This window comes from Pontibacter ramchanderi, assembly GCF_002846395.1.
GTDB classification, from domain to species: domain Bacteria; phylum Bacteroidota; class Bacteroidia; order Cytophagales; family Hymenobacteraceae; genus Pontibacter; species Pontibacter ramchanderi.
Genome location: NZ_PJMU01000003.1, coordinates 637,313 through 658,101, shown reverse-complemented (window position 1 = coordinate 658,101; position 20,789 = coordinate 637,313). Strand labels below are relative to the sequence as shown.

Below are 20,789 nucleotides of genomic sequence, written 5' to 3'. Positions count from 1 at the left end.
TCCTACCCAACAAATGCGGCACAGCCTGTGGCCTTATTGCGCCTCTCCCGAGGTTGTCACTCTTCTGATATTCAGGTCAGAGCCGGGACGGGCCTGCAGTATACCTGAACTGATGATGGTGTCACCCGGCTCTACGCCTTCGATGATCTGGATCAAAGTCTCGGAGCGCTGGCCGATCTTCACCATTTTAGGCTGGGCCTTGCCGCTCTTCGCCAGGAAGATCTTATGGCCCGTTGCCTCTGGTATGATAGACTCGGTCGGGATCAGGATGGCCTCGTCCATGTCCTCCAGACTCAGCTCCACCCGAACGAATGCGCCTGGTTTGATCTCCTGGTTCTTGTTGTCATATAACGCGCGAAGCTGCAGGGTGCGTGTAGCCGGGTCTATGTTTGGCTGCACGGCATAGATGGTAGCCTCGTACCGATCTGCGCTTCCTTCTGAAGTAAAGGTGATTTTGTCGCCCACTTTCACGGACTGGCTGTAGCGGCCAGGTATAGAAAAGTCGATTTTCACGGGGCTGATGTCCACGATGCGGGCTACAGGGGTGGTTGGGGTCACGTAGCTACCCTCGCTCACCTGGCGCAGACCGATCACGCCATCAAACGGCGCACGCACGTAGGCTTTGTCGAGGGTGGCACGCAGGGCCTGTATGTCGGCGGTGGCAGTGGCGAGCTGGTTGCTCACCTGGTCGTACTCCTGGCGGCTGATGTATTCTTTCTCCAGCAGGGTGCGCTGGCGCTCCTCCATTTCGCGGTAGAGCTTCTGGTTCGATTGCAGCTTGGCCAGTTGGGCGCGCAGGTCGGCGTCGTTTACTGTCATCAGGAGCTGTCCTTTCTTCACCTGGCTGCCCTCTTTGAAGTTGATGGCTGTAACGCGGCCGGATATTTCGCTGCGCAGCTCTACATCCTCGTTGGGTATAACGGAACCGGTGGAAGTGATCTTGTTCTGGAAAGCGGTGGGAGAGACCACGAACACGTCCACGGCCACTTTCTGGGCCATCGGTCCGCCCGTAGGCCCGGCTGCTTTCACTTCTTCGCTTCCGGTAAACACTTTGCTGTACAACAGGTAACCCACAACGGCGGCGACTACCAGGAGAAGGATGGTTTTGACAGTTTTGTTCATTTAAATTTAAACTTCGAATTTGGTAATCTGAACCTCAAAGGTATAGAATTCCGATTTGTATTTAACGTATAGACAACAGCAAAAAACAACTAAATTTACATGCTTGCCTTGGTATAAGAAAGCATGTGGCAGATGAACTCTACCAACTGATACTATTGTAAGACAAACGGCAGCTGCAGAGGTTTAAAATAAGCTTAAAAGAAAATGAAGGAAGGCATGAGCGACAACAAGAAAAACTTTTTTGAGGATGTGTATGAGGTGGTTAGGCTCATACCCGAAGGCCGTGTGACCTCCTATGGCGCCATTGCCAGTTACCTGGGCTCCAAAGGATCGGCCCGCATGGTGGGCTGGGCCCTGATCGCGTCGCAGCCCTTTGCCGCCATACCTGCGCACCGTGTCGTGAACAGGGTAGGTATGCTCACGGGCAAGCAGCACTTCGAAGCCTCCAACGCCATGCAGGAGCGGCTGGAGCAGGAGGGTATTAAGGTAGAGAACGACCAGGTGGTGGAGTTTGAGAAACTGTTTTGGGACCCAGCCAAAGAGCTCTTGTAAGTTGAGGGGTTGGTCGCACTAATGATGAATTATAGTGCTTGCGGGGGCAGCAGACAGTTGCTAGTATACCTGAATCGCTTTTAATGATCTTGAGGCGTTGATAGAGTTGTACCATAATGCAATAATGCGCGACCAGTATAGAGACAGGCGCAAACTTAAGATCAGGAAAGTTGTTAGGCAGTAAAACGTGGGGCAATTACCTGATCTACCGCTGTAACGTGATCACCCAGCTGTCTTGGTTCGGGGCCTTATTATTGACGGTGAGGTCTTCTACCTGTTGAGTCCGTGGGCAGCACTCGGATGGGCCGATACTGGAAATGGCAAGCCTGATCGTATCCGTCTGGTCCAGGGCGGTAATGTAATATGCCGTTACGTCCGGAGTCAAAGTCACTACAACGTAATTGGCCTCAGCTTTAAACTGAGCAGGCTGTTTGGTGCCGTTTAGCATATAGTAAACCTCCACGTCATCCAGGTCGAGTTGTGCGTTGTTGCCAAACAGCAGGTCCTCTCCGTTTTCAGCAGACTTTATGGTGAAGGCAAAAGCCTCGTCCGACAAGCAGTCTATACCTTCGCAATCATCTTTGCAGGCAAACAGAAAGGGCAGGAACAGGAGGAGCAGTAAGTTAAGTCGTTTCATATACCTGTTGGTTTTGTTGTATTGCGTTAGATTTTACTTTTTCAGGTAGGCAATCACCTTCTGAGAAAACAGGATAGGTATGGCGTCGGAAAAAATGCTATACCTATGTTGTTGGTAAAAGTATTATTTCAAAATGTACCCCACTTTTAGCCCCATTGCTACATGCGGACGGTAGAAGACGCCTTCATTTCGATCAAGGGGCGGAAACCACACATCGGTTTCTTCATAAAATTCAGCCTCTTGTAAATCGGAAGGTTGGTGGGCAATCGAAAGGCGCCTCAGGCCCAGTCCGAAGAAATGGTCGAGCACAAAGCTGCTGAACCTGACCTCTATGCCGTACTTCAAGCTTGTTACCCAAACCGTCCTGTCTATCTGCGAAGTCGTATACCTATAATGCTGCTCGTTTCTGATCAGGTATGCATTCTCCTTTCTATAGCTCTGCGGGAAATACATGGCCTCCATGGACAGGTATGAAGAAGTAACCGGGTTGCCTTTTCCAACAAAATATTTTAGCTCTGCTTTAGTTTTAGAGTATTTGTAGTTCTTTCTATCGCTTTCGCCATCCGATAAGAGTTTACGGAAGGTTTGCATTCTAAACCCGTGGTCCAGGGACAAAGCGAATCGCTGACTGAAATTCTTCTGGGCTCCGACTTGCAGAACCCCTGTGACCGGGTCAAAGAAGTTAAAGGGAGCAATATGAAGTCTTATTTTTTCTTCCGGGCTCTGTCCGAACGCACTGCCGCTTACCAATAGTAACGTTAGGAGAACAAATGGGAACGCTGCCTTCTTCATAGCTTGTGATCTTTGCCAACGGTGATGGTATATACGACTCGCGAGGCTTCAGCCGAAGTATGGAATATACTTGATTAGTCACTTGAATTTAAGCACTACAGCTCACCTGACACAAAGCGGTCGTTGCATGTGCAGGTTTGTCTAGTCAGGAATCTGGCTTTGGGCTTTTTGAAATGATGAACCGCATTAATCCAGGAGACCAGCGTTGTAACCATACGAATGCTTTGCCGTGTGCAGTGAAAACATAATTCCGTTTCCGATTCAAAATAGCCTTTACCATGACTTTTGCAGCTTTATCAGTCGGCCAAATGAGGTTTGCCGGACGTGGGTCTGGTCGTTCAGGATGCCAAACGCCGTCATTGTCCGTTCTGGCAATTTCCGACTCCACAAATCCAGGGTGTAGCGTGGTGCAACTCACGCCTGTGCCCATCAATTCAACCTGCAATGTCTGACCGATAGAGTGCACAGCGGCCTTTGAAGCTCCGTATGCGCCTAAATTAGGACTAGGAAGAAATGCCCCTACGCTGCCCACTAAACCAATTCTTCCCTTGTTTTTCTTTAAATGTGGCAGGGCATATTTAACTGTTAAGGCTAAGCCTATCACATTGCCTTGAAGTTGTCTGTTCCAATCTTTGGCTGTCAGCTTTTCAAGGCTCCCAAACAAGCCAAAGCCTGCATTCGCTACCACCACATCCAAACGCCCCCAAGCAGCTATAATTTGCTGGACGGCATTTTCGATAGCAGACTCTTCCATGATATCACAGGGTATCGCCACTGCTTCGCCACCGGATTGCCTGATCTCGTTGGCCACTTTATCCAGTAGCTCTTTGCGTCTGGCGGAAAGCACTACTTTATAGCCTAGTCTTGCCCACTCAAAGGCCATCGCTTTGCCAATGCCAGATGAAGCACCCGTTATCCATACTACGTTTTCTTGTGGATATGCCATGATGGGTGTTTTGGTTAGTAAAATGTTTCCAAGTTGCGGGCTCAGCCACCTGCTAACAGAAGTATCTACTTCTGCTATCTGCACTATAGTTAATGTGATGCAAAGAGGGACTAAGTGTTTGCACTATCTAAGAGCATCGTGCTACACGAATATATGGATAATTTTGATAGGCCGTATGCCTTAAAAAAGAAAAAGGCACCACCATTACGGCAGCGCCTTTTACCACTCTAACAAATCACTGATGGTGGAGCTCCGATACTCGCAGCCAGCAGTGGTTTTTTAAGAAATCACAGAAAAAATGTCTATGCAGCACTACAGAGGCTCTGTCTTCCCCGATAGTGATGCAAGTATAAGCATCACCATAGCAGCAAGTTTGAATTTTAGACAAGCGACCGTTTTGCGTACCCTTACAGCAGGTATAGCACCCCGCAGGCTGTACACGGCGCCGGGGCTGCACTTCGGGTGGCAGGTATAGCTGCTCGTCTAAAAGCGCCTGTCGGTTAAGGACTTGATGCGCAGAAAACGTAACTTTGCAGGATGGAAGTAAAACTGGACGCGTCGCGTGAACTGGAGGTAAAGAGCTTAGGTCTGCCGGATGTGCGCAACATCACCCAAAACAGACTGCTGCTGCACCTGCTCTTCTGGGCGGTATACGTGTGCTTTTTCGGTCTGCTCTACGGAAGCTACATCGACGATTACTACAATGCCTTCATGATCGAGCTCATCGAGCTGCCCTTCAAGATGCTGCTTGTGTATTTTAACATGTACTTCCTGATGCCGCAATACCTGCTGCAGCAGCGCTACCTGGAGTTCGCCGTATACCTGCTTCTCATGATGGGCGCCATCGGCATCCTGATGCAGTTCGTGCTCATGCCGCTGCTCATCCACCCGCTCATCTGCCCCACCACCTGCACCAACGACAACCTGACGCTCTACCGCTTTGTGCGCAACATCGTCAACCTGGGCTACTTGGTGTCGATGTCGGCGGCGATATACCTGCTTAAGAACTGGTACCGCGACCAGCAGGCCACACAGTCGCTGGCAAAGGACAAACTGGAAGCGGAACTCAAGTTCCTGAAAGGCCAGATTCACCCGCACTTCCTCTTCAATACGCTCAACAGCCTGTACTCACTCACACTCCGCAAGTCAGAGAATGCGCCGGAGGTGGTGCTAAAACTGTCGGGCCTGATGGACTACATGCTCTATGACGCCGCTGCCGCCAAGGTGCCGCTGGAGAAGGAACTGAACTACATCCAGAACTACATTGCCCTGGAGCGCATCCGCTATGGCGACCGCGTGGACATTACTTATACCGAGTCGGGAGGTATAGCCGGCAAGCAAATTGCACCCATGATGCTGCTGCCCTTTGTGGAGAATGCCTTTAAGCATGGCGTGAGCACCGAAACCAAAAACGCCTGGATCCGGATAGATGTGAAAGTGCAGGGCCATACCCTGGTGGTGCTGGTCGAGAACTGCAAATGCCTGGAGAAAGCCAGCGACAGCAACCGCGACTTTGCCTCGGGCATCGGCCTGAAGAACGTGCGTCGCCGCCTGGAGCTGCTCTACGAGAACAGGTATAGCCTGGAGGTGGAAGACGATACTGAAAGCTATGCTGTGCGCCTGGAGTTGGACTTAAGTCAAGGGTAAGAAAGTTAGAAAGTTCGGAAGTTAGAAAGTTGTCGGAACGATGTTGCACGGTAATATCGAGTTGATTTGTAGCAGGGCTTTGCCATAGGGACAGGTCGCGACCTGTCCGAATCTTGCACGATATTTTCGTTGCTCTTCGGGGTTTGTAATAGATACCTTAAGCAGCATCCCAAATATTAACACACAACCAATTTCGTACACCTTGTTATACCTATACCTTGTGCCATACCTGAATAAAACATGAAACTACGCTGCCTGATAGTAGACGATGAACCCCTGGCGCTGGATGTGCTGGAGACTTTTGTGGAACGCCTCGACAACCTGGAACTGGTGTGTCGCTGCAACAATGCCGTGGAGGCCTACACCTGCCTGCAGACCGAGCACATCGACCTGATGTTCCTCGACATACAGATGCCCAAACTCACAGGTATAGACTTCCTGAAGTCACTGCCTAATCCGCCGAGGGTAATCTTCACCACCGCCTACCGCGACTACGCCCTCGACAGTTACGAACTCAACGCCGTGGACTACCTGCTCAAGCCCATCGCCTTCGACCGCTTCCTGAAAGCCGTGGCCAAGGTGACCCCTACCGAGCCCAAAGGTATAGCCACGCCAAGCACAGGTATAGCACCCGCCGAACCAGATTACAAAGATGCCTTCATCTACCTGAAAGCCGATAAGAAAATGGTGAAGGTGATGCTGGCGGACATCCTGTACATCGAAAGCCTGAAGGATTATATCCGGGTGAAGACTGAAACCAAAGAAATCATCTCTTACCAGAAAATCTCGTTTCTGGAAGAAAAATTGCCCACCGATAAGTTCCTCCGCATCCACCGCAGCTTCATCATCTCGCTCGACAAAGTGCAGGCCTTCTCTGCTACCGCCGTAGACGTAGGCAAAGCCGAAATCCCGATTGGTCGCCTCTACAAAAACGAAGTGCTGCAGGTGCTCGGGCAAAATAACCTGCTGGAAAGTTAGCGAGTTGAGAAGTTTAGGAGTTTAAGAGGTAAGGAATTGGATTGACAGAAGCGAAGTGTGTTTACTCCGTTTTATTGATTGGCCCGACACAGGCAGGTATAGCGAATGAGGTAAAACTTCTATACCTTAACTCGTAGCATAGTTTCCTTCTTTCCCGTAAAGGCACGGCAGGGGCTGTACTGTTAACTCCCGATGATTAACTCTTAAACTCCCAAACTCTCTAACTCCTAAACTCCCTTGAACTCCATCTCCAAGAAGAAGCTGTTTTACCCGATTGCGGCCTGCCTGCGCAAGTACTTGCACGAGTACGATCGCGAAACAAAGCTGCCGGTGCGCTACGAGGATTTGGTGCACTATACCGACGCCTTCCCGTACTACGACAAAAAAGGACACGACACGCTGTGGGAGACGATCATGTTTGACCAGCAATCGCAGGCAGAACTAAACAGCGGCCTCACCCAGATCTACGCCCTGCTCAAAACCGACGGAGACATGTCGGTGATGGAGCACCTCTACGTGTCGCGCATCGATTACTGCACCTTTGGTAACTCCAATCCCTTCCGGGTGCAGATCATGAACCAGCTCAACGACAACTACGACTACTTTTATGTGAAGCGGGCCGATGCCTCGCGCATCTACGGGCTGGAGCTGGAGTATATTCTGTCGCCGAACCGCATAAATTACCTCGTGGATGGCGATACGCTCATCGAAGAGCACATTGCAGGTATACCAGGCGACCTTTTCATAAAAGACTTCCTCAACCGGCCGGCCTCCAACAAAGTGCGCATTGCCAAGGAGTTTGTGAAGTTTAACGAACGCTGCTTTGTGCGCCTGCTCGGCGACATGCGCTCCTATAACTACGTGGTGGACATCACCCCCGATTTTGAGGACGAGCAGTACCGTGTGCGCCCCATCGACTTTGACCAGCAGTCCTATGAGGGGCGCAAGAGCATGTACCTGCCGCAGTTTTTCAAGGACAACAACATGATTGTGGATCTGGTGCTCAAACTCCTTAAGCCAGATGTAGTGAAGCAGTACCAGAACGAAGAACGCACGCTTATCTTCAGGCGCCTGCGCACGGCCCGCTACCGCCTCAAAGACCTGATCGACTGCATGCGCAAAGACACGATCTCTACACCCGAAAAAATTGAGCAGCTCAAGAAAGAACTGGCCCAGCACCATCATTCCGACGAGTTTCTAAAGTGCCGCGGTATGGGCGATCTGGTGCGACTCAACCTCAAAACCGTGATGAAAAAGGCGAAGATCAGGTAGGTGTTAGGGTAAAGGACTTTGTGACAAAAGACTATTTGACAAAGGACTGTTTTGATTCAAGGTATAATCGCCTGCGAACGTCTTTTGTCCTTTATCAAACAGTCCTTTGTCAATTTCCCATACCTGTTAGAGTCGCTCCAGGTTGGTGCGGGTGCGCTCGCTGTCAGTTAGGTTGCCGGTGTTCAGGGTAGTGGCTGGTTCAAACAGCAGCACCTCGGCCTCTTCGGATGCCACAGGGCGGTGCTCCACGCCACGTGGCACAATCAGAAACTCGCCTGGCTGCAGGGTAATGGCCCTATCCCGGAACTGCATTTCGAAACTGCCTTTCACGACCAGAAACAACTCGTCTTCGTGCTCGTGGTGGTGCCAGTCGAAGGCACCCTTGAATTTGGCCAGCTTGACTTGCTGCCCGTTTAGCTCCCCGGCAATGCGCGGATTCCAGTGATCCGGTATCAGGGCGAACTTTTCTGCGAGGTTTATTTTCTCTGGTTGTTGTGGCATGGTATACCTGTTTTAAGTGAGGTGACGAATATCATTTAAATTTATTTGGACTGATTCTAAATAGGGCTTACCTTTGTGTCATTCGATAATTGATACAAGCGCCACCACCATGATAGCAGCGATTGCAAAGCCCGGAGAGAAGAGATCAGCCGCCACTGAATTAGTCGAAATTTATGCAAACGAAGCCGGAGCCGTTTACCAGTGCGACCGAAAGAACCGCCTGATGCTCTACTTCGCCGGAACGTTCAACGTGCTCAAGGTAGATACTTTTCTTCGCTTAAAGCAAGCCGTCGCCAGCATCGACCTCGAGCAGATGGCTGCTAACCCGTCCCGCTCTTCTGATTTCGAAATCGTGTCGGTGTGTGGTTGTGAGCGTTGCTTCATGTTATCGCTGACGGAACTTTATGCGTTGCGTGACCTGCTGGCAGGTGCCAAGTTCAGCCTGGAACTGAACCGCATGCTGCACGAGTGCCTGACACCGCTTGAGGCTTAGCTCCGAAACACGAGTTATACTTGATAGCACGGCTTATACCTGATAGCACGGCCCGCCAGTCGTGCTTTTTTTATTTAGACTTTTTCCATATTTCGCTTCATTCATCTGTTTTCAGAACATTATACTTACCTTAATGGTAAGAATAAAGGACGCATGCTCTACTCGGAGCGTGCCCTGGATTTAGAACGAAAAACACCCCTATACCTATGAAGGATTTATTAAGGCTAAGAACTTCGCTAACAGAAGAGATAGAAAGAGTCCTGAACGACCAGATCAAAATGGAGGCTGAGGCATCGGCCATGTACCTGGCCATGTCGGCGTGGTGCGACCGCAATGGCTTCGACTTCAGCGCGGGCTATTTCAAAAAGCAATCCGACGAAGAGCGCGAACACATGCTGCGCTTGTTTAAATACGTGTCTGATATGGGCGGCCGTGCCGTGTCACCGGATATTTCGGGCATCCAGATCGAATTCGAATCTTTCAGAAGCGTGTTTGAGCAGGCCCTGCAGCAGGAGATCGCCGTAACCCAGTCTTTCAACCGCATGGCTGACAAATGCATGAAGACAAAGGATTTCGTGACATTCACATTCCTGCAGTGGTTCCTGAAAGAGCAGATAGAAGAAGAATATGTGGCCCGCCGTGCGCTCGAGCTGTTCGACGTGATAGGCGAGGAGGGAACAGGCCAGTACGAGATCGACAAGCGTGTGCCGAAGATCACGTACGAGGACACCTACGAGGGATAAGCCACGTCAGCAGAAAAAGCAAAAGCCTTTGGAGCAATCCAAAGGCTTTTTTATGCACTATATCTCAGTAGCACACAAAAGGTGTAGGTTACAGCAGCTATACTTGTTGATCCGGCTTCAGAATGTGTTCTTTAAAGGTCTGCTTGGCCTTTTCTTCCGTGGTGTGGTGCAACCACACATTGTCCGGCTGAAAGCTCATGACAGGGGCAAAGTCGCAGCGGTCGGTACACTCTGTTTTCACAACTTCCACCTTTCCTTTCAGGCCCAGGTCTTTGATCATTTCACGCAGCGTTTTACCAATATCCTTCCCGCCTTTTTTCTTGCATTTGCTGCCTGTGCACACATAGATCACCTTGTCAGGTACCTCAAATCCTTTGCTCATGTATCTGTTTGAATTGCTTCTCTTTTAAAGGAGAAAAACTGTGAATTAGTTCATGCAGGTTCACGTTGTATACCTTCGCTTACTGCTGCTGGCAAGCTGTTAGCCATGCGCGCGCTTCGCTTGCATCCTCAAATATACGCATCTCGAAGCGGCCCTGCACACGACTTAGCATGTCGGCCGAAGAGGCCGCCGCAAAAGCATCTTCGTTTACAATATGTGCATAGTAGCGCAGGCCGGCCTCGGCGGCCATCGGTATCCACTCCTGTTCGATCCACCCCACCGACTCGTCCCAACGCCCCACCAGTTTCCTGTTGTCGTTCAGTCCGCAGGCGGCATTGTATTGCCGGATGGCTTCCAGCACGGCCAAGCTGCCCTGTTTTACATTTTCAGGCGATACATAACCGGTCCAGTCGTTGTACACCCACTTGTGCTGCTCATCGTAGTGGATGGTGAGGTAGGTTTTGCCTGTGGAAGATGTAAGCTCCTGTACTTTCATTTCATGCTGGGTCCATACCAGTTATACTCGAGTCTTAGTCGTCTGGATTTACAGGCAATTTAGCAATTTAATTTTTAGCAATTATTGACCGCACACCAGCATGTATATGTAAAAATTAATAATGAAATACAGTGGCTTCCATAGAGCGAAAAAGCTAATTTAAGTTGCGCCTGATGCAGTGGCCACATTTATAAAGCATCTCTATTGATCAGCATGATTTTACCTTCGCTGCTCGGGATGATTTCAGAGAATTTTATACCTCCATCGGCTCGCTGAAAGCCCCCTTTGCCAGGTTGCCCGGATTGTCCCTGCCTACCGCCTGTTGTATGTATCCTGATACTGTTCTTTTTAACGGCTTCGTTGTTAAAGATCGGGATGAAGCCACCGGTGCTGTATTGCAGGGTAAGATTACCGCCATTGCCTCCACTGCCACCCATGGTGGCATCAGAGCCGGCGGTGCCGGGCTGCCCGGGCACCAATACGGTAGTCGTTGTGGTCTGTTTTGTAACAGGGTCAGTTACAGTGCGCGTTTCATGGCGGTCCTTTATACCTGCGGCACCATTATTCCCGTCGGCACCTCTACCACCGTCCCCTCCGCTGGTATCAATAATAAGACTACCCAGCGCTGCAAGGTGAACGGATACCGTTAGATCCCCTCCGTTTGCTCCATTACTGCCAGCATTCTCACGATTGCCTTTGCTCCCGTTCGTGCCTTTAGAGCTGATGAGGCACTTCTGACCGATATAAGCTACTTTGGCCTCTAGTACACCATACTGTGAAGGGTCAAATTTGATCGTAGCCCTATCTTGCATGATCAGGGTGTCAACCAGGATAATATTGTCTGGACCTGCCACATAGGTTTCGCCTTTGGCTACAACCAGTTTAGAGAGTGGACGTTGCTGCGCAAATGTGGTGGAAAAAGAAAGCGCCAGCAGGGCAGAGGCGATGGGTATGAGTAATGTTTTCGGCATAGTATAAAGTTAAGAGTATATCTATTATATTGTATGCTATTGTTCGGGACGCCGCATCAAACCTATAATTGCTTTCAGCAGTGGCGGTTATACAAGTTTAAACCTTACACGATACCTATTGTCTAACCCCACATCTAACCTATCTTAACCTTAAAAGAAACATGCACATCAAGACTCTGAGAAACTCGAAGCGATTAGCCGCTTCGATGCTGAGCCTGTTGCTGCTGGCGGGTTCGCCGGCTCCTGTCGTTTTGGCGCAGGACGGAAAACAGACCACCACCGGCTACCAGCGACCACCCGAGGCCATCGCCTCTATCATTGACGCACCCTCTACGCCGGGTGTCAGCATTAACTCCAAAGGCGACTGGATGTTGCTGCTCGAGCGGGCAGGTTACCCCAGCATAGAGGAGCTGGCGCAACCCGAAAGTCGTCTGGCTGGCCTCCGCATAAATCCTGCCACAAATGGGCAGAGCCGGGCCACTTTCATCAACAACATCAAGCTGAAGCAGGTGAATGGCGGGCAGGAGTTTGAGCTGGCAGGTATACCGCAAAAGGCGCAGATCTCTTACGTGACCTGGTCGCCGGATGAGAAGCAGATTGCTTTTACTATTACCAAGGCCAACGGCATTGAGTTGTGGGTGGCAGGTATAGCCGACCGCCAGGCCCGTAAACTCACCGAAGCTACGCTGAACGATGCGTATAGCGGACGTCCGTTTTCGTGGATGCCGGACAGCAAGTCGCTGCTCGTGAAAATTGTGGATGAGAAACGCGGCGAGATGCCGAAAGCCAACCTGGTGCCAAATGGTCCGAACATTCAGGAGAACATCGGCAAGGCCAACCCATCGCGCACCTACCAGGATCTGCTCAAGAACAAGTACGACGAGCAGTTATTCGATTACTACACGCAAACCCAGCTGAAACTGGTGAGCCTCGATGGCAAGCAGCAACCTGTTGGGCAGGCCAGCATCATCAAGAGTGCCGACGTGTCGCCGGACGGGCAGTTCTTACTCGTGGAAACTATCCAGAAACCTTATTCATACCTGGTGCCGCACTATTACTTCCCTTATAATGTGGAGGTATGGGGCCGCGACGGCAAGGTGGTAAAACAACTCGCCCAACTGCCACTAGCCGAAGATATTCCGATCGGATTCGACAACGTGGCTAAAGGCCCGCGTGGTTACAACTGGCGCCCTGACAAGCCTGCCACACTTTATTGGGCTGAGGCACAGGACGGCGGCGATGCTACTAAAGAAGTGGCTGAGCGCGATGTGGTGTTCATGCTTGATGCGCCTTTTTCCGGAAAGCCTGCAAAACTGGCGGGTACCAAGTACCGCTACCGCGGTGTGCAATGGGGCAACAACGACCTGGCCCTGGTGAACGAACGCCTTTGGAAGACGCGTACCGAACGTGTGTTGCGTGTAAGCCCGTCCAAGCCAGGCCAGGCCGGTACCGTGTTGATCGAGCGCTCTTACGAGGATGGCTACAACGATCCGGGCAGCCCGGTGTTCACCCAGAACCAGTACGGCCGCAGCGTGTTGCTCACCGATAAGAAGGGCGACAACATTTACATGATCAGCGAAGGCGGCTCGCCGGAAGGCAACCGTCCGTTTCTGAGCGAGTTCAACCTGAAGTCGAAAAAGGCGAAGATTCTGTTCCGTTCCGAGGCGCCTTATTACGAACGTCCGGTGGATATCATCGACCTGAACAGCAAACGCATCATTACCCGTCGCGAGTCGGAGCAGGAGGTGCCTAACTACTTTGTGCGCGACCTCAACAAGAAGCAACTCACACAGGTAACCAAATTCCCGCACCCATACCCGCAGTTGCAGGGCGTGCAGAAAGAGATGCTGCAGTACGAGCGCAACGACGGCGTGAAACTGACGGCCGTGCTATACCTGCCAAAAGACTATAAAAAAGGAAGTGGTGCATTGCCGATGCTAATGTGGGCCTACCCGCGTGAGTTCAAGAACGCCGCCGCCGCTGGCCAGGTGAAGAGCTCGCCTTACGAGTTCACCCGCATCAGCTCCGGTTCGCCGCTGTTCTGGGTAACGCAGGGCTACGCCGTACTCGACCGCACCGACTTCCCGATTGTAGGAGAAGGCGAAGCGCAGCCAAACGACACCTATGTAGAGCAGCTGGTAGCCAGCGCCAAAGCCGCCATTGACAAAACCGTGAGCATGGGTGTAGCCGATCCGAAGCGCATTGCCGTAGGCGGACACTCATACGGCGCCTTCATGACCGGTAACCTGTTGGCACACTCCGACCTGTTTGCTGCAGGTATAGCCCGCAGTGGTGCATATAACCGTACACTCACACCGTTTGGCTTCCAGCAGGAGGAGCGCACCTACTGGCAGGCGCCGGAGGTATACAACCGTATGTCGCCTTTCTCAGCTGCCCATAAAGTAAAAACACCGATTCTGCTCATCCACGGGGAGGCCGACAACAACTCCGGTACCTTCCCGATCCAGAGCGAACGTTTTTATAATGCCCTGAAAGGCCATGGTGCCACGACCCGCCTGGTGTTTTTGCCGCACGAAAGTCACGGTTACGCTGCGCGCGAGTCCATTCTGCACATGCTGTGGGAAATGGATACCTGGCTGAACACTTATGTGAAGAACCGTCAGGTGCAGTAAGGCCAAGCTATACCTTGCTTTCTAAACAAAGAGCCCCGGCCAATACAGGTCGGGGCTCTTTGTTTATACCCGGGTTATCAAAGCAGTTACTGCGCAATCGTCTTGATTTTGTGCGGCACGATATTGTGCGGCCAGTTCTGCCCGTTTACAGGCTCTTCCGCTATCTTGTCGATCACTTCCATGCCTTCTATCACCTCTCCGAATACCGTGTACTCCTGATCAAGCGAAGGTTCTCCGCCAATGGTAGTATAAAGTTTAATCTGCTCCGGGGTATACTTAATGTTGTGCTTGGCTTCAAAGGCTCTCAACTCCTGTACGGTTTGGGGCTCACCCTGCACGATGTAGAAGTTGTGGGAAGAAGACTCTTTTTCGGGGTTGCGTTCGTCGCCGTAGCGGGCCATGGCCAGGGCGCCACGTTTGTGAATGTACCTGGGGTTGAACTCCTGCGGAATCTTGTAGGCTCCGTTTTTCATGGTGCGTGTATCGGAGTCGCCACCCTGCACGGCAAAACCCTTTACGACCCGGTAAAACTCGCCCTGGTCATAAAAACCTGCTTTGGTGAGGCGCACAAAATTGGCACGGTGCAGTGGCGTTTCGGGATACAGGCGTAGTTTGATGTCGCCATGACGGGTGCTAATAAGGATCAGGCTATCGGGGTGTGCCTTTTCGTAAGCGGTAAGCACTTCCACGGCGCTCTCGGAGGTGAGTGGTTCAAGTTTTTCTGCCGTGTCGGTCTCGCGGTTGTCTGCGGTGGCTTGTTCTTCTGTCTTGGGCTGGCATCCTGCTATACCTATCAAGAGAAAGATCATCAATAGCAGTGCATCGATGGTGATTGTTTTTTTCATGTAGTTCATAAGGTGAGAGTTTGTGCGTCTGTTAATATAGCAAAAGTTAAGAACGAAGTACAAATAAAATTGTATTGTTAGCCTGTTAAAACAGGATTAAAATTTGATTATTCAAAGATAATGCAAAGTCTATACAAACCGGATACTTCCTAAAGCGTATAAGGCGGGCTTTCTGCAGATGCTTCTTTGTTTATTCTCTCAAAACTATCCTGAGTAGCTGTATAGGCAATTAAAGTGTCTGAAATCCGTGCAATTTAAATGTTGCAACAGCGTGCGGCTTGTAGCCAGCGCCAGGTGCCTTTTCAAAAAAATCGTTAAAAAAAATTATACTTTTATTTGGATATATAAATCCTGTTCAATAGTTTAGACTTCACTATCCTTATAATAAACCTTAAAACTTTAACTAACCTAACATCTTTTACAAGTATGAAAAACACCTTACGCGTAAAGAACGTCCTGCGTTCTGTACTATTTGGCGCAGCCCTCTCTTCTGCTGCCGTATCCTTTACCTCTTGCGACTCTGAAGCTCCTGAAGCGACTGAGGTTGCGGAAAATCTACAGACCGATACCCAGAACGGGGCCATCATCAAAGGTCAGTACATTGTTGTATTTAAGAAAGACGGAAATCAGCGTCTCGATGGTACTACCACTTATGCCGAGCGCGTGGGTGCAGTGCGTGAGATGGGCCGCGAACTGCTTTCTTCTAATGGCATTGCCAATGCAACGATAGAGCAGGCCTATGGCCAGGCGATTGTTGGTGTGGCAGCCAGACTGACAGACGATCAGGTGGATGCGCTCCGTCGTGATAGCCGTGTAGCCTATATCGAGCCAGATAGAGTAGTGATGCTGGCCAAGCCTGGAACAGGTGGCGGTGGCTCTACAGGCCAGACAGTACCTTATGGCATCGCCCGTGTGGGTTATGGCGACGGCACTGGCAAAACTGCCTGGGTAATTGACTCAGGTATAGACCTGACGCACCCTGACCTGAATGTGGACGTAGCCCGAAGCAGAACCTTCTTCACTTCTGGAAGAGATGCCAGCGATGCAAACGATGGCAACGGCCACGGTACGCACGTAGCAGGTACAATCGCTGCTAAAAATAACTCGATCGGTGTGATCGGTGTAGCCCACGATGCAAGCGTGGTAGCTGTTAAAGTACTTGACTCCCGCGGTAGCGGCTCTTACTCTGGCGTAATCGCTGGTGTAGACTATGTGGCTTCTGCTGCTCAGTCAGGCGACGTGGCCAACATGAGCTTGGGTGGCCCGGCATCGCAGGCACTGGATGATGCTGTGATTGCAGCTGCCAGCAAAGGCATCAAGTTCGCTTTGGCTGCTGGTAATGAGTCTACACATGCTGGCAACTCATCTCCAGCCCGCGCTAACCACGCTAACATCTACACTGTTTCTGCCATGAACTCTTCTGACTCATGGGCTAGCTTCTCTAACTATGGCAACCCGCCAGTAGACGTTTGCGCACCTGGTGTGAACATCAACTCTACCTGGAAAGGTGGTGGCTATAACACGATTAGCGGTACATCTATGGCATCTCCGCACGTAGCGGGTCTTTTGCTGCACGGTCCTCTAAAAACAAGCGGCACTGTGAAGAATGATCCGGACGGAAACCCAGATCCGATCGCGATCAAGTAATCCGAACTGTTAAGGAAGGTGATAAGAAACGGGCAGCTGAAAAGTTGCCCGTTTTTTTTATGCCAGTTGCTTACGCATCACATAGTCGTTCATCCAGTAAGGGCCGATCGGGATGTCCTCCTCCTGGTGTACCTGATATCCACAGCGCTCATAAAATGCTTTCGCCTGGTTATACCTGTTCACGTTCAGATCGAGGTAGCGGGCACCCGCCTGCTTCACTTTTTCCTCAACGTTTTCGAGCAGAAGTTTGCCCAACCCACCGCCCTGCCGCGACGGAAGCAGGTATATCTTGTTCAGCTTGTATACCTGGTCGGCAGCGTCTTTCAGAGAAAAGGCCGCAAAGCCGATGGGCCCCGAGCCATCAAGCAGCAGTAGAAAAGTCTGACCTTCCTGCATCTGGCGTTCCAGGGCTTCAGGAGTATAGATCACCTCAAACATATAGTCGATCTGCTCTTGCGAAAGTATAGGGCGGTATGTAGGTTCCCAGATGGCGGCAGCCAACCGGTTGATGGTCGGAATGTCGGCGGTGGAAGCTTCGCGTATGCTGAAATTACGGCGCATAGATTGTGACGTTATGGTGCTGACAACGAAGATAGTCGCTCCCGTATAAAATGCCAGTGCCTGGCAACAGAGATTTTCCACTAAGGGCAGAAGTTATACCTTTGTATGCATACCTTAAAACCATCAACTATGAGAGCCATCTACCTGGAAGCCATTAACAGCCCTTTTGTACTGATCGAGAAAGCGATACCTACCGCCGGACCTGGTGAAGCGATAGTGCAGGTGAAAGCTGCCGCCCTTAACCACCGTGACGTCTGGATACAGTACGGCCGGTACTTCACCAAAGATTACCCCGCCATACTGGGCTCGGATGGAGCCGGTGTGGTGACGGAAGTAGGAGAGGGCGTGGACAAGAACTGGCTGGGACAGGAAGTAGTCATCGACCCCTCTACTGACTGGGGAGACAACCCGCAGGCCCACAGCAAGGAGTACAAAGTGCTGGGCATGCCAGAGGATGGTACGTTTGCCGACTTCGTGAAAGTAAAAGCCACTAACCTGCACCGCAAACCCGCCCACCTGAGCTTTGAAGAGGCCGCTGCTTTGCCGCTGGCAGGCGTAACAGCCTGGCGCGCCATGTTTACGAAATGCGGTTTGAAAGCCGGTGAGCGGGTGCTGATAACAGGTGCAGGAGGCGGCGTGGCCCTGTTTGCCGTGCAGTTTGCGGTAGCGGCCGGAGCAGAGGTATGGGTGACGTCCGGATCAGACGAGAAGATCGAAAAAGCCAAAGCACTGGGCGCAACCGGCGGCATCAACTACAAAAAAGAAAACTGGGGCAAAGAGCTGAAAGCCGAAGTAGGCGGTTTCGACGTGAGCATCGACGGCGCTGCAGGCGAAGGCTTTGTGCAACTCGTAAAGCTGGCCAAGCCAGGAGGCCGCATCGGGATCTACGGGGGCACCACCGGAATGATCGGCCAGATCAACCCGGCCGAGATTTTCTGGAAGCAACTGGCCATTCACGGCAGCACCATGGGCACTAACCAGGACTTTGCAGAGATGATCGCTTTTGTAGCCGAAAAGAAAGTGAAGCCGGTAGTGGACATTGTGTTCCCGCTCGAAGAAACCGAGCAAGCCATGCGCTACATGGAAGCCGGCAAACAGTTCGGCAAAATTGTGGTGAAGGTGAGTTAGGTTTCTTTCATTATTAGCATTCGCACGAATATCCCGACTCCCTTTGTCATCTCGACGAAAGGAGAGATCTGAATGATCGAAAGCCGAACCAGCAATTCAGATTTCTCACCAGTAGAGGGCCCCTACCCCGGTTCGAAATGACAGGATAGGGCTAAAAACAGGCGACCCCGCTGCAAATGACTTTGCAGCGGGGTCGCCTGTTTATTTGAGCAGGAAGAAGCCTACTCTATTCATTACTGATTACTCCGTTATTCCGGCCAACTTCAAAAAGAAGGCGTATTGCAAAGCCGTCTCACGGTAAGGCTGGAATCGGCCGGAGGCGCCGCCGTGGCCCGCTTCCATGTTGGTTTGGAAGAGCAGCAGATTATCATCTGTCTTCATCTCACGCAGTTTAGCGACCCACTTGGCCGGCTCGAAATACTGCACCTGCGAGTCATGCAGACCAGTGGTCACGAGCATGTTCGGATAGTCCTTGGCCTCCACGTTGTCGTAAGGCGAGTAGGAGAGCATGTAGTCGTAGGCGTCTTTGTTGGCCGGATTGCCCCATTCGTCAAACTCGCCGGTAGTCAGCGGGATGCTGGTGTCGAGCATCGTCGTGACCACATCCACAAACGGCACGGCGGCGTGCATGCCTTTGTACAGGTTGGGACGCATGTTGGCAACTACACCGATCAGCAGGCCACCGGCACTGCCGCCCTGTGCGAACAGCTTATCTGGATTGGTGTAGCCTTGCTCGATCAGGTATTCGGATACATCGATAAAGTCCGTGAAGGTGTTCTTTTTCTTCATCAGTTTGCCGTCCTCATACCACTGGCGGCCCATTTCCTGACCACCCCGGATGTGCGCAATGGCATATACAAAGCCACGGTCGAGCAGGCTAAGGCGCACGGAGCTAAAGCCCGGGTTCATGCTGATGCCATAGGAGCCGTAGGCGTACTGCAAGGTCGGGTTGTTGCCATCGAGTTTCAGGCCTTTGCGGTATACCAGCGAAACCGGAATCTTGGTGCCGTCTTTAGCGGTGGCGTAGATGCGCTTGGCTTCGTAGTTGTTCTTGTCGAAATCGCCTACCACTTCCTGTTCTTTCAGCAGCGTTTTCTGCTTGGTTTCCATGTTGTAGTCGAACGTGGAACTAGGCGTAGTGAGAGAGCTGTAGACGTAGCGCAGCACTTTGCTGTCGAAGTCCGGGTTGATGCTGATACCGGCGGTATAGGCTTCTTCTCCGAAGTCCACGTAGTAGTCGGTTTTCGGATCGTTCCACTTCTTCACGCGCAGTTCCGTCAGTCCGTTTTTACGCTCCTGCAGCACCAGGTAATCCTTGAAGATCTCAGCCTCTTCCAGGTAGGTGTCCGGGCGATGCGGAATCACTTCCTTCCAGTTCTGTTTGGTGGTTTTGCCAACCGGCGTTTTCATCAGCTTAAAGTTGGTCGCGCCATCCTTGTTCGTGCGGATGTAGAAGCTATCACCGTAGTGGTCGACGCTGTATTCCAGACCGCGCTCGCGTGGTTGAATAACCTTAGGCGTGGCGGTTGGGTTGGCGGCATCCACGAAACGGTACTCTTGTGAGAGCGTGCTGCTGGAGCCGATGATGATGTACTTCTCCGATTTGGTCTTATACACAAAGGTGCTGAAGGTTTCGTCGGCCTCGTGGTATACCTCTTTGTCCTGCGAGGTAGGGGTACCCAGGGTATGGCGGAAGATCTTGAAAGAGCGAAGGGCCGGGTCCTTCATGGTGTAGAAGACGGTTTTGTTGTCGTTGGCCCATACCGCTCCGCCCGTGGTGTTCGGTATACGGTCAGGCAGCAGCTCACCGGTTTGAAGGTTTTTGAAGCGCAAGGTATACTGTCGGCGGCTCACGGTGTCTTCCCCAAAAGCCAGCAGCCTGTTATCGGGGCTCACGTTCATGCCGGCCGCTGCGTAGTAGCTTTTGCCCTCGGCACGCTCATTGGCATTGATCATCACTTCTTCCTTGGCATCCAGGCCCCCTTTTTTGCGGGCATAGATGGGGTATTCTTTGCCAGCCTCGAAACGAGTATAGTAGAAGTAGCCGTTCTTCTTGTAAGGCACCGACTCGTCGGTTTGCTTGATGCGGCCCACAATCTCGTTGAATAGTTTTTCCTGCAGCGCCTCGGTATCGGCCATTACCTGCTTGGTGTATGCGTTTTCGGCGTTCAGATAGGCAATCACCTCCGGGTTCTCACGCTCGTTCATCCAGTAGTAGTTGTCGATGCGTGTGTGTCCGTGCGCGGTGAGCTCTTTTGGTTTTTTGGCAGCTACCGGTGGCTGCGGCGCATCTGCTTTTGCCGGGGCTTCGGTGGTTTGCTCGGTTGTGGCGGTCTCAGTTGTTGTGCCTGGCTGCGTGGTGCTGCAGGCTGTGCCCGCCAGCAGGCAGGCGGATAGCAGTAGGGCCGGAGCCGTTGTGCCGTTCTGTGCTTTTTTCATAGAG

At 51.6% G+C, this 20,789-nt stretch carries 20 protein-coding genes; 9 read left to right on the top strand and 11 right to left on the bottom strand.

Annotated elements, in window-relative coordinates:
- Window positions 1-33: 33 nt before the first annotated feature.
- Complete coding sequence (locus tag BD749_RS15455; protein WP_101445980.1) at window positions 34-1,122, bottom strand: efflux RND transporter periplasmic adaptor subunit; 1,089 nt, start codon at window positions 1,120-1,122, stop codon at window positions 34-36.
- 204 nt (window positions 1,123-1,326) lie between these two features.
- Between BD749_RS15455 and BD749_RS15450 the strand changes: the two genes are divergently transcribed.
- Window positions 1,327-1,674, top strand: a complete 348-nt coding sequence (locus BD749_RS15450) for an MGMT family protein (protein ID WP_245869289.1) — start codon at window positions 1,327-1,329, stop codon at window positions 1,672-1,674.
- Between the two features lie 205 nt (window positions 1,675-1,879).
- Here BD749_RS15450 and BD749_RS15445 read toward each other — a convergent pair whose 3' ends face one another.
- From BD749_RS15445 to BD749_RS15435, 3 genes are all read right to left on the bottom strand, one after another.
- Entirely contained in the window at window positions 1,880-2,311 is a 432-nt protein-coding gene (locus BD749_RS15445) for a hypothetical protein (RefSeq protein WP_101445978.1), read from the bottom strand.
- 123 nt (window positions 2,312-2,434) lie between these two features.
- The gene (locus BD749_RS15440) at window positions 2,435-3,103 is read right to left on the bottom strand and encodes a hypothetical protein (RefSeq protein WP_101445977.1); all 669 of its coding nucleotides are present in this window, start codon (window positions 3,101-3,103) and stop codon (window positions 2,435-2,437) included.
- A gap of 145 nt (window positions 3,104-3,248) precedes the next feature.
- On the bottom strand, window positions 3,249-4,049 hold the full coding sequence (locus BD749_RS15435) for an SDR family NAD(P)-dependent oxidoreductase (protein ID WP_101445976.1): 801 nt from the start codon (window positions 4,047-4,049) through the stop codon (window positions 3,249-3,251).
- A 537-nt stretch (window positions 4,050-4,586) separates the two neighbouring features.
- Between BD749_RS15435 and BD749_RS15430 the strand changes: the two genes are divergently transcribed.
- From BD749_RS15430 to BD749_RS15420, 3 genes are all read left to right on the top strand, one after another.
- Window positions 4,587-5,696: a sensor histidine kinase gene (locus BD749_RS15430; RefSeq protein WP_101445975.1), complete on the top strand. Its 1,110-nt coding sequence runs from the start codon at window positions 4,587-4,589 to the stop codon at window positions 5,694-5,696.
- A 240-nt stretch (window positions 5,697-5,936) separates the two neighbouring features.
- Window positions 5,937-6,674 (top strand): LytR/AlgR family response regulator transcription factor, encoded by a 738-nt coding sequence (locus BD749_RS15425; RefSeq protein ID WP_101445974.1) that lies wholly within the window; start codon window positions 5,937-5,939, stop codon window positions 6,672-6,674.
- Window positions 6,675-6,911: 237 nt separating this feature from the next.
- Entirely contained in the window at window positions 6,912-7,946 is a 1,035-nt protein-coding gene (locus BD749_RS15420; protein ID WP_101445973.1) for a hypothetical protein, read from the top strand.
- 126 nt (window positions 7,947-8,072) lie between these two features.
- On the opposite strand, the gene BD749_RS15415 is transcribed toward BD749_RS15420, so the two are convergent.
- Window positions 8,073-8,447, bottom strand: a complete 375-nt coding sequence (locus BD749_RS15415) for a cupin domain-containing protein (protein WP_101445972.1) — start codon at window positions 8,445-8,447, stop codon at window positions 8,073-8,075.
- A 109-nt stretch (window positions 8,448-8,556) separates the two neighbouring features.
- Between BD749_RS15415 and BD749_RS15410 the strand changes: the two genes are divergently transcribed.
- Window positions 8,557-8,940, top strand: a complete 384-nt coding sequence (locus tag BD749_RS15410) for a hypothetical protein (protein WP_101445971.1) — start codon at window positions 8,557-8,559, stop codon at window positions 8,938-8,940.
- Window positions 8,941-9,146: 206 nt separating this feature from the next.
- A complete protein-coding gene (locus tag BD749_RS15405) occupies window positions 9,147-9,683 on the top strand; it encodes a ferritin (RefSeq protein ID WP_101445970.1) in 537 nt (178 codons plus the stop codon).
- 97 nt (window positions 9,684-9,780) lie between these two features.
- Here BD749_RS15405 and BD749_RS15400 read toward each other — a convergent pair whose 3' ends face one another.
- The 3 genes from BD749_RS15400 to BD749_RS15390 form a co-directional block, all read right to left on the bottom strand.
- Complete coding sequence (locus tag BD749_RS15400; RefSeq protein WP_101445969.1) at window positions 9,781-10,065, bottom strand: (2Fe-2S) ferredoxin domain-containing protein; 285 nt, start codon at window positions 10,063-10,065, stop codon at window positions 9,781-9,783.
- A 79-nt stretch (window positions 10,066-10,144) separates the two neighbouring features.
- The gene (locus BD749_RS15395; protein ID WP_101445968.1) at window positions 10,145-10,561 is read right to left on the bottom strand and encodes an STAS/SEC14 domain-containing protein; all 417 of its coding nucleotides are present in this window, start codon (window positions 10,559-10,561) and stop codon (window positions 10,145-10,147) included.
- Window positions 10,562-10,749: 188 nt separating this feature from the next.
- Entirely contained in the window at window positions 10,750-11,532 is a 783-nt protein-coding gene (locus BD749_RS15390) for a hypothetical protein (RefSeq protein WP_101445967.1), read from the bottom strand.
- Window positions 11,533-11,693: 161 nt separating this feature from the next.
- Between BD749_RS15390 and BD749_RS15385 the strand changes: the two genes are divergently transcribed.
- Window positions 11,694-14,165, top strand: coding sequence for a S9 family peptidase (locus BD749_RS15385; protein ID WP_101445965.1), 2,472 nt, complete (start codon window positions 11,694-11,696; stop codon window positions 14,163-14,165).
- 86 nt (window positions 14,166-14,251) lie between these two features.
- Here BD749_RS15385 and BD749_RS15380 read toward each other — a convergent pair whose 3' ends face one another.
- Window positions 14,252-15,010 (bottom strand): peptidylprolyl isomerase, encoded by a 759-nt coding sequence (locus tag BD749_RS15380; RefSeq protein WP_101446668.1) that lies wholly within the window; start codon window positions 15,008-15,010, stop codon window positions 14,252-14,254.
- A 426-nt stretch (window positions 15,011-15,436) separates the two neighbouring features.
- Here BD749_RS15380 and BD749_RS15375 point away from each other — a divergent pair, with 426 nt between their 5' ends.
- Window positions 15,437-16,657 (top strand): S8 family peptidase, encoded by a 1,221-nt coding sequence (locus BD749_RS15375; protein WP_101445963.1) that lies wholly within the window; start codon window positions 15,437-15,439, stop codon window positions 16,655-16,657.
- A 57-nt stretch (window positions 16,658-16,714) separates the two neighbouring features.
- Here BD749_RS15375 and BD749_RS15370 read toward each other — a convergent pair whose 3' ends face one another.
- Window positions 16,715-17,218, bottom strand: coding sequence for a GNAT family N-acetyltransferase (locus BD749_RS15370; RefSeq protein ID WP_101445961.1), 504 nt, complete (start codon window positions 17,216-17,218; stop codon window positions 16,715-16,717).
- 129 nt (window positions 17,219-17,347) lie between these two features.
- On the opposite strand from BD749_RS15370, the gene BD749_RS15365 reads away from it, so the two are divergent.
- Window positions 17,348-18,346 (top strand): zinc-binding dehydrogenase, encoded by a 999-nt coding sequence (locus BD749_RS15365; RefSeq protein ID WP_101445959.1) that lies wholly within the window; start codon window positions 17,348-17,350, stop codon window positions 18,344-18,346.
- A 240-nt stretch (window positions 18,347-18,586) separates the two neighbouring features.
- On the opposite strand, the gene BD749_RS15360 is transcribed toward BD749_RS15365, so the two are convergent.
- Complete coding sequence (locus tag BD749_RS15360; RefSeq protein ID WP_101445957.1) at window positions 18,587-20,785, bottom strand: S9 family peptidase; 2,199 nt, start codon at window positions 20,783-20,785, stop codon at window positions 18,587-18,589.
- Between the last annotated feature and the right edge of the window lie 4 nt (window positions 20,786-20,789).

Excerpts from the sequence above, each read along its gene's own strand:
- BD749_RS15455 (WP_101445980.1), bottom strand. The coding sequence starts at position 1,122 with ATGAACAAAACTGTCAAAACCATCCTTCTCCTGGTAGTCGCCGCCGTT.
- BD749_RS15450 (WP_245869289.1), top strand. The coding sequence starts at position 1,327 with ATGAAGGAAGGCATGAGCGACAACAAGAAAAACTTTTTTGAGGATGTG.
- BD749_RS15445 (WP_101445978.1), bottom strand. The coding sequence starts at position 2,311 with ATGAAACGACTTAACTTACTGCTCCTCCTGTTCCTGCCCTTTCTGTTT.
- BD749_RS15440 (WP_101445977.1), bottom strand. The coding sequence starts at position 3,103 with ATGAAGAAGGCAGCGTTCCCATTTGTTCTCCTAACGTTACTATTGGTA.
- BD749_RS15435 (WP_101445976.1), bottom strand. The coding sequence starts at position 4,049 with ATGGCATATCCACAAGAAAACGTAGTATGGATAACGGGTGCTTCATCT.
- BD749_RS15430 (WP_101445975.1), top strand. The coding sequence starts at position 4,587 with ATGGAAGTAAAACTGGACGCGTCGCGTGAACTGGAGGTAAAGAGCTTA.
- BD749_RS15425 (WP_101445974.1), top strand. The coding sequence starts at position 5,937 with ATGAAACTACGCTGCCTGATAGTAGACGATGAACCCCTGGCGCTGGAT.
- BD749_RS15415 (WP_101445972.1), bottom strand. The coding sequence starts at position 8,447 with ATGCCACAACAACCAGAGAAAATAAACCTCGCAGAAAAGTTCGCCCTG.
- BD749_RS15410 (WP_101445971.1), top strand. The coding sequence starts at position 8,557 with ATGATAGCAGCGATTGCAAAGCCCGGAGAGAAGAGATCAGCCGCCACT.
- BD749_RS15405 (WP_101445970.1), top strand. The coding sequence starts at position 9,147 with ATGAAGGATTTATTAAGGCTAAGAACTTCGCTAACAGAAGAGATAGAA.
- BD749_RS15400 (WP_101445969.1), bottom strand. The coding sequence starts at position 10,065 with ATGAGCAAAGGATTTGAGGTACCTGACAAGGTGATCTATGTGTGCACA.
- BD749_RS15395 (WP_101445968.1), bottom strand. The coding sequence starts at position 10,561 with ATGAAAGTACAGGAGCTTACATCTTCCACAGGCAAAACCTACCTCACC.
- BD749_RS15390 (WP_101445967.1), bottom strand. The coding sequence starts at position 11,532 with ATGCCGAAAACATTACTCATACCCATCGCCTCTGCCCTGCTGGCGCTT.
- BD749_RS15385 (WP_101445965.1), top strand. The coding sequence starts at position 11,694 with ATGCACATCAAGACTCTGAGAAACTCGAAGCGATTAGCCGCTTCGATG.
- BD749_RS15380 (WP_101446668.1), bottom strand. The coding sequence starts at position 15,010 with ATGAAAAAAACAATCACCATCGATGCACTGCTATTGATGATCTTTCTC.
- BD749_RS15375 (WP_101445963.1), top strand. The coding sequence starts at position 15,437 with ATGAAAAACACCTTACGCGTAAAGAACGTCCTGCGTTCTGTACTATTT.
- BD749_RS15370 (WP_101445961.1), bottom strand. The coding sequence starts at position 17,218 with ATGCGCCGTAATTTCAGCATACGCGAAGCTTCCACCGCCGACATTCCG.
- BD749_RS15365 (WP_101445959.1), top strand. The coding sequence starts at position 17,348 with ATGAGAGCCATCTACCTGGAAGCCATTAACAGCCCTTTTGTACTGATC.
- BD749_RS15360 (WP_101445957.1), bottom strand. The coding sequence starts at position 20,785 with ATGAAAAAAGCACAGAACGGCACAACGGCTCCGGCCCTACTGCTATCC.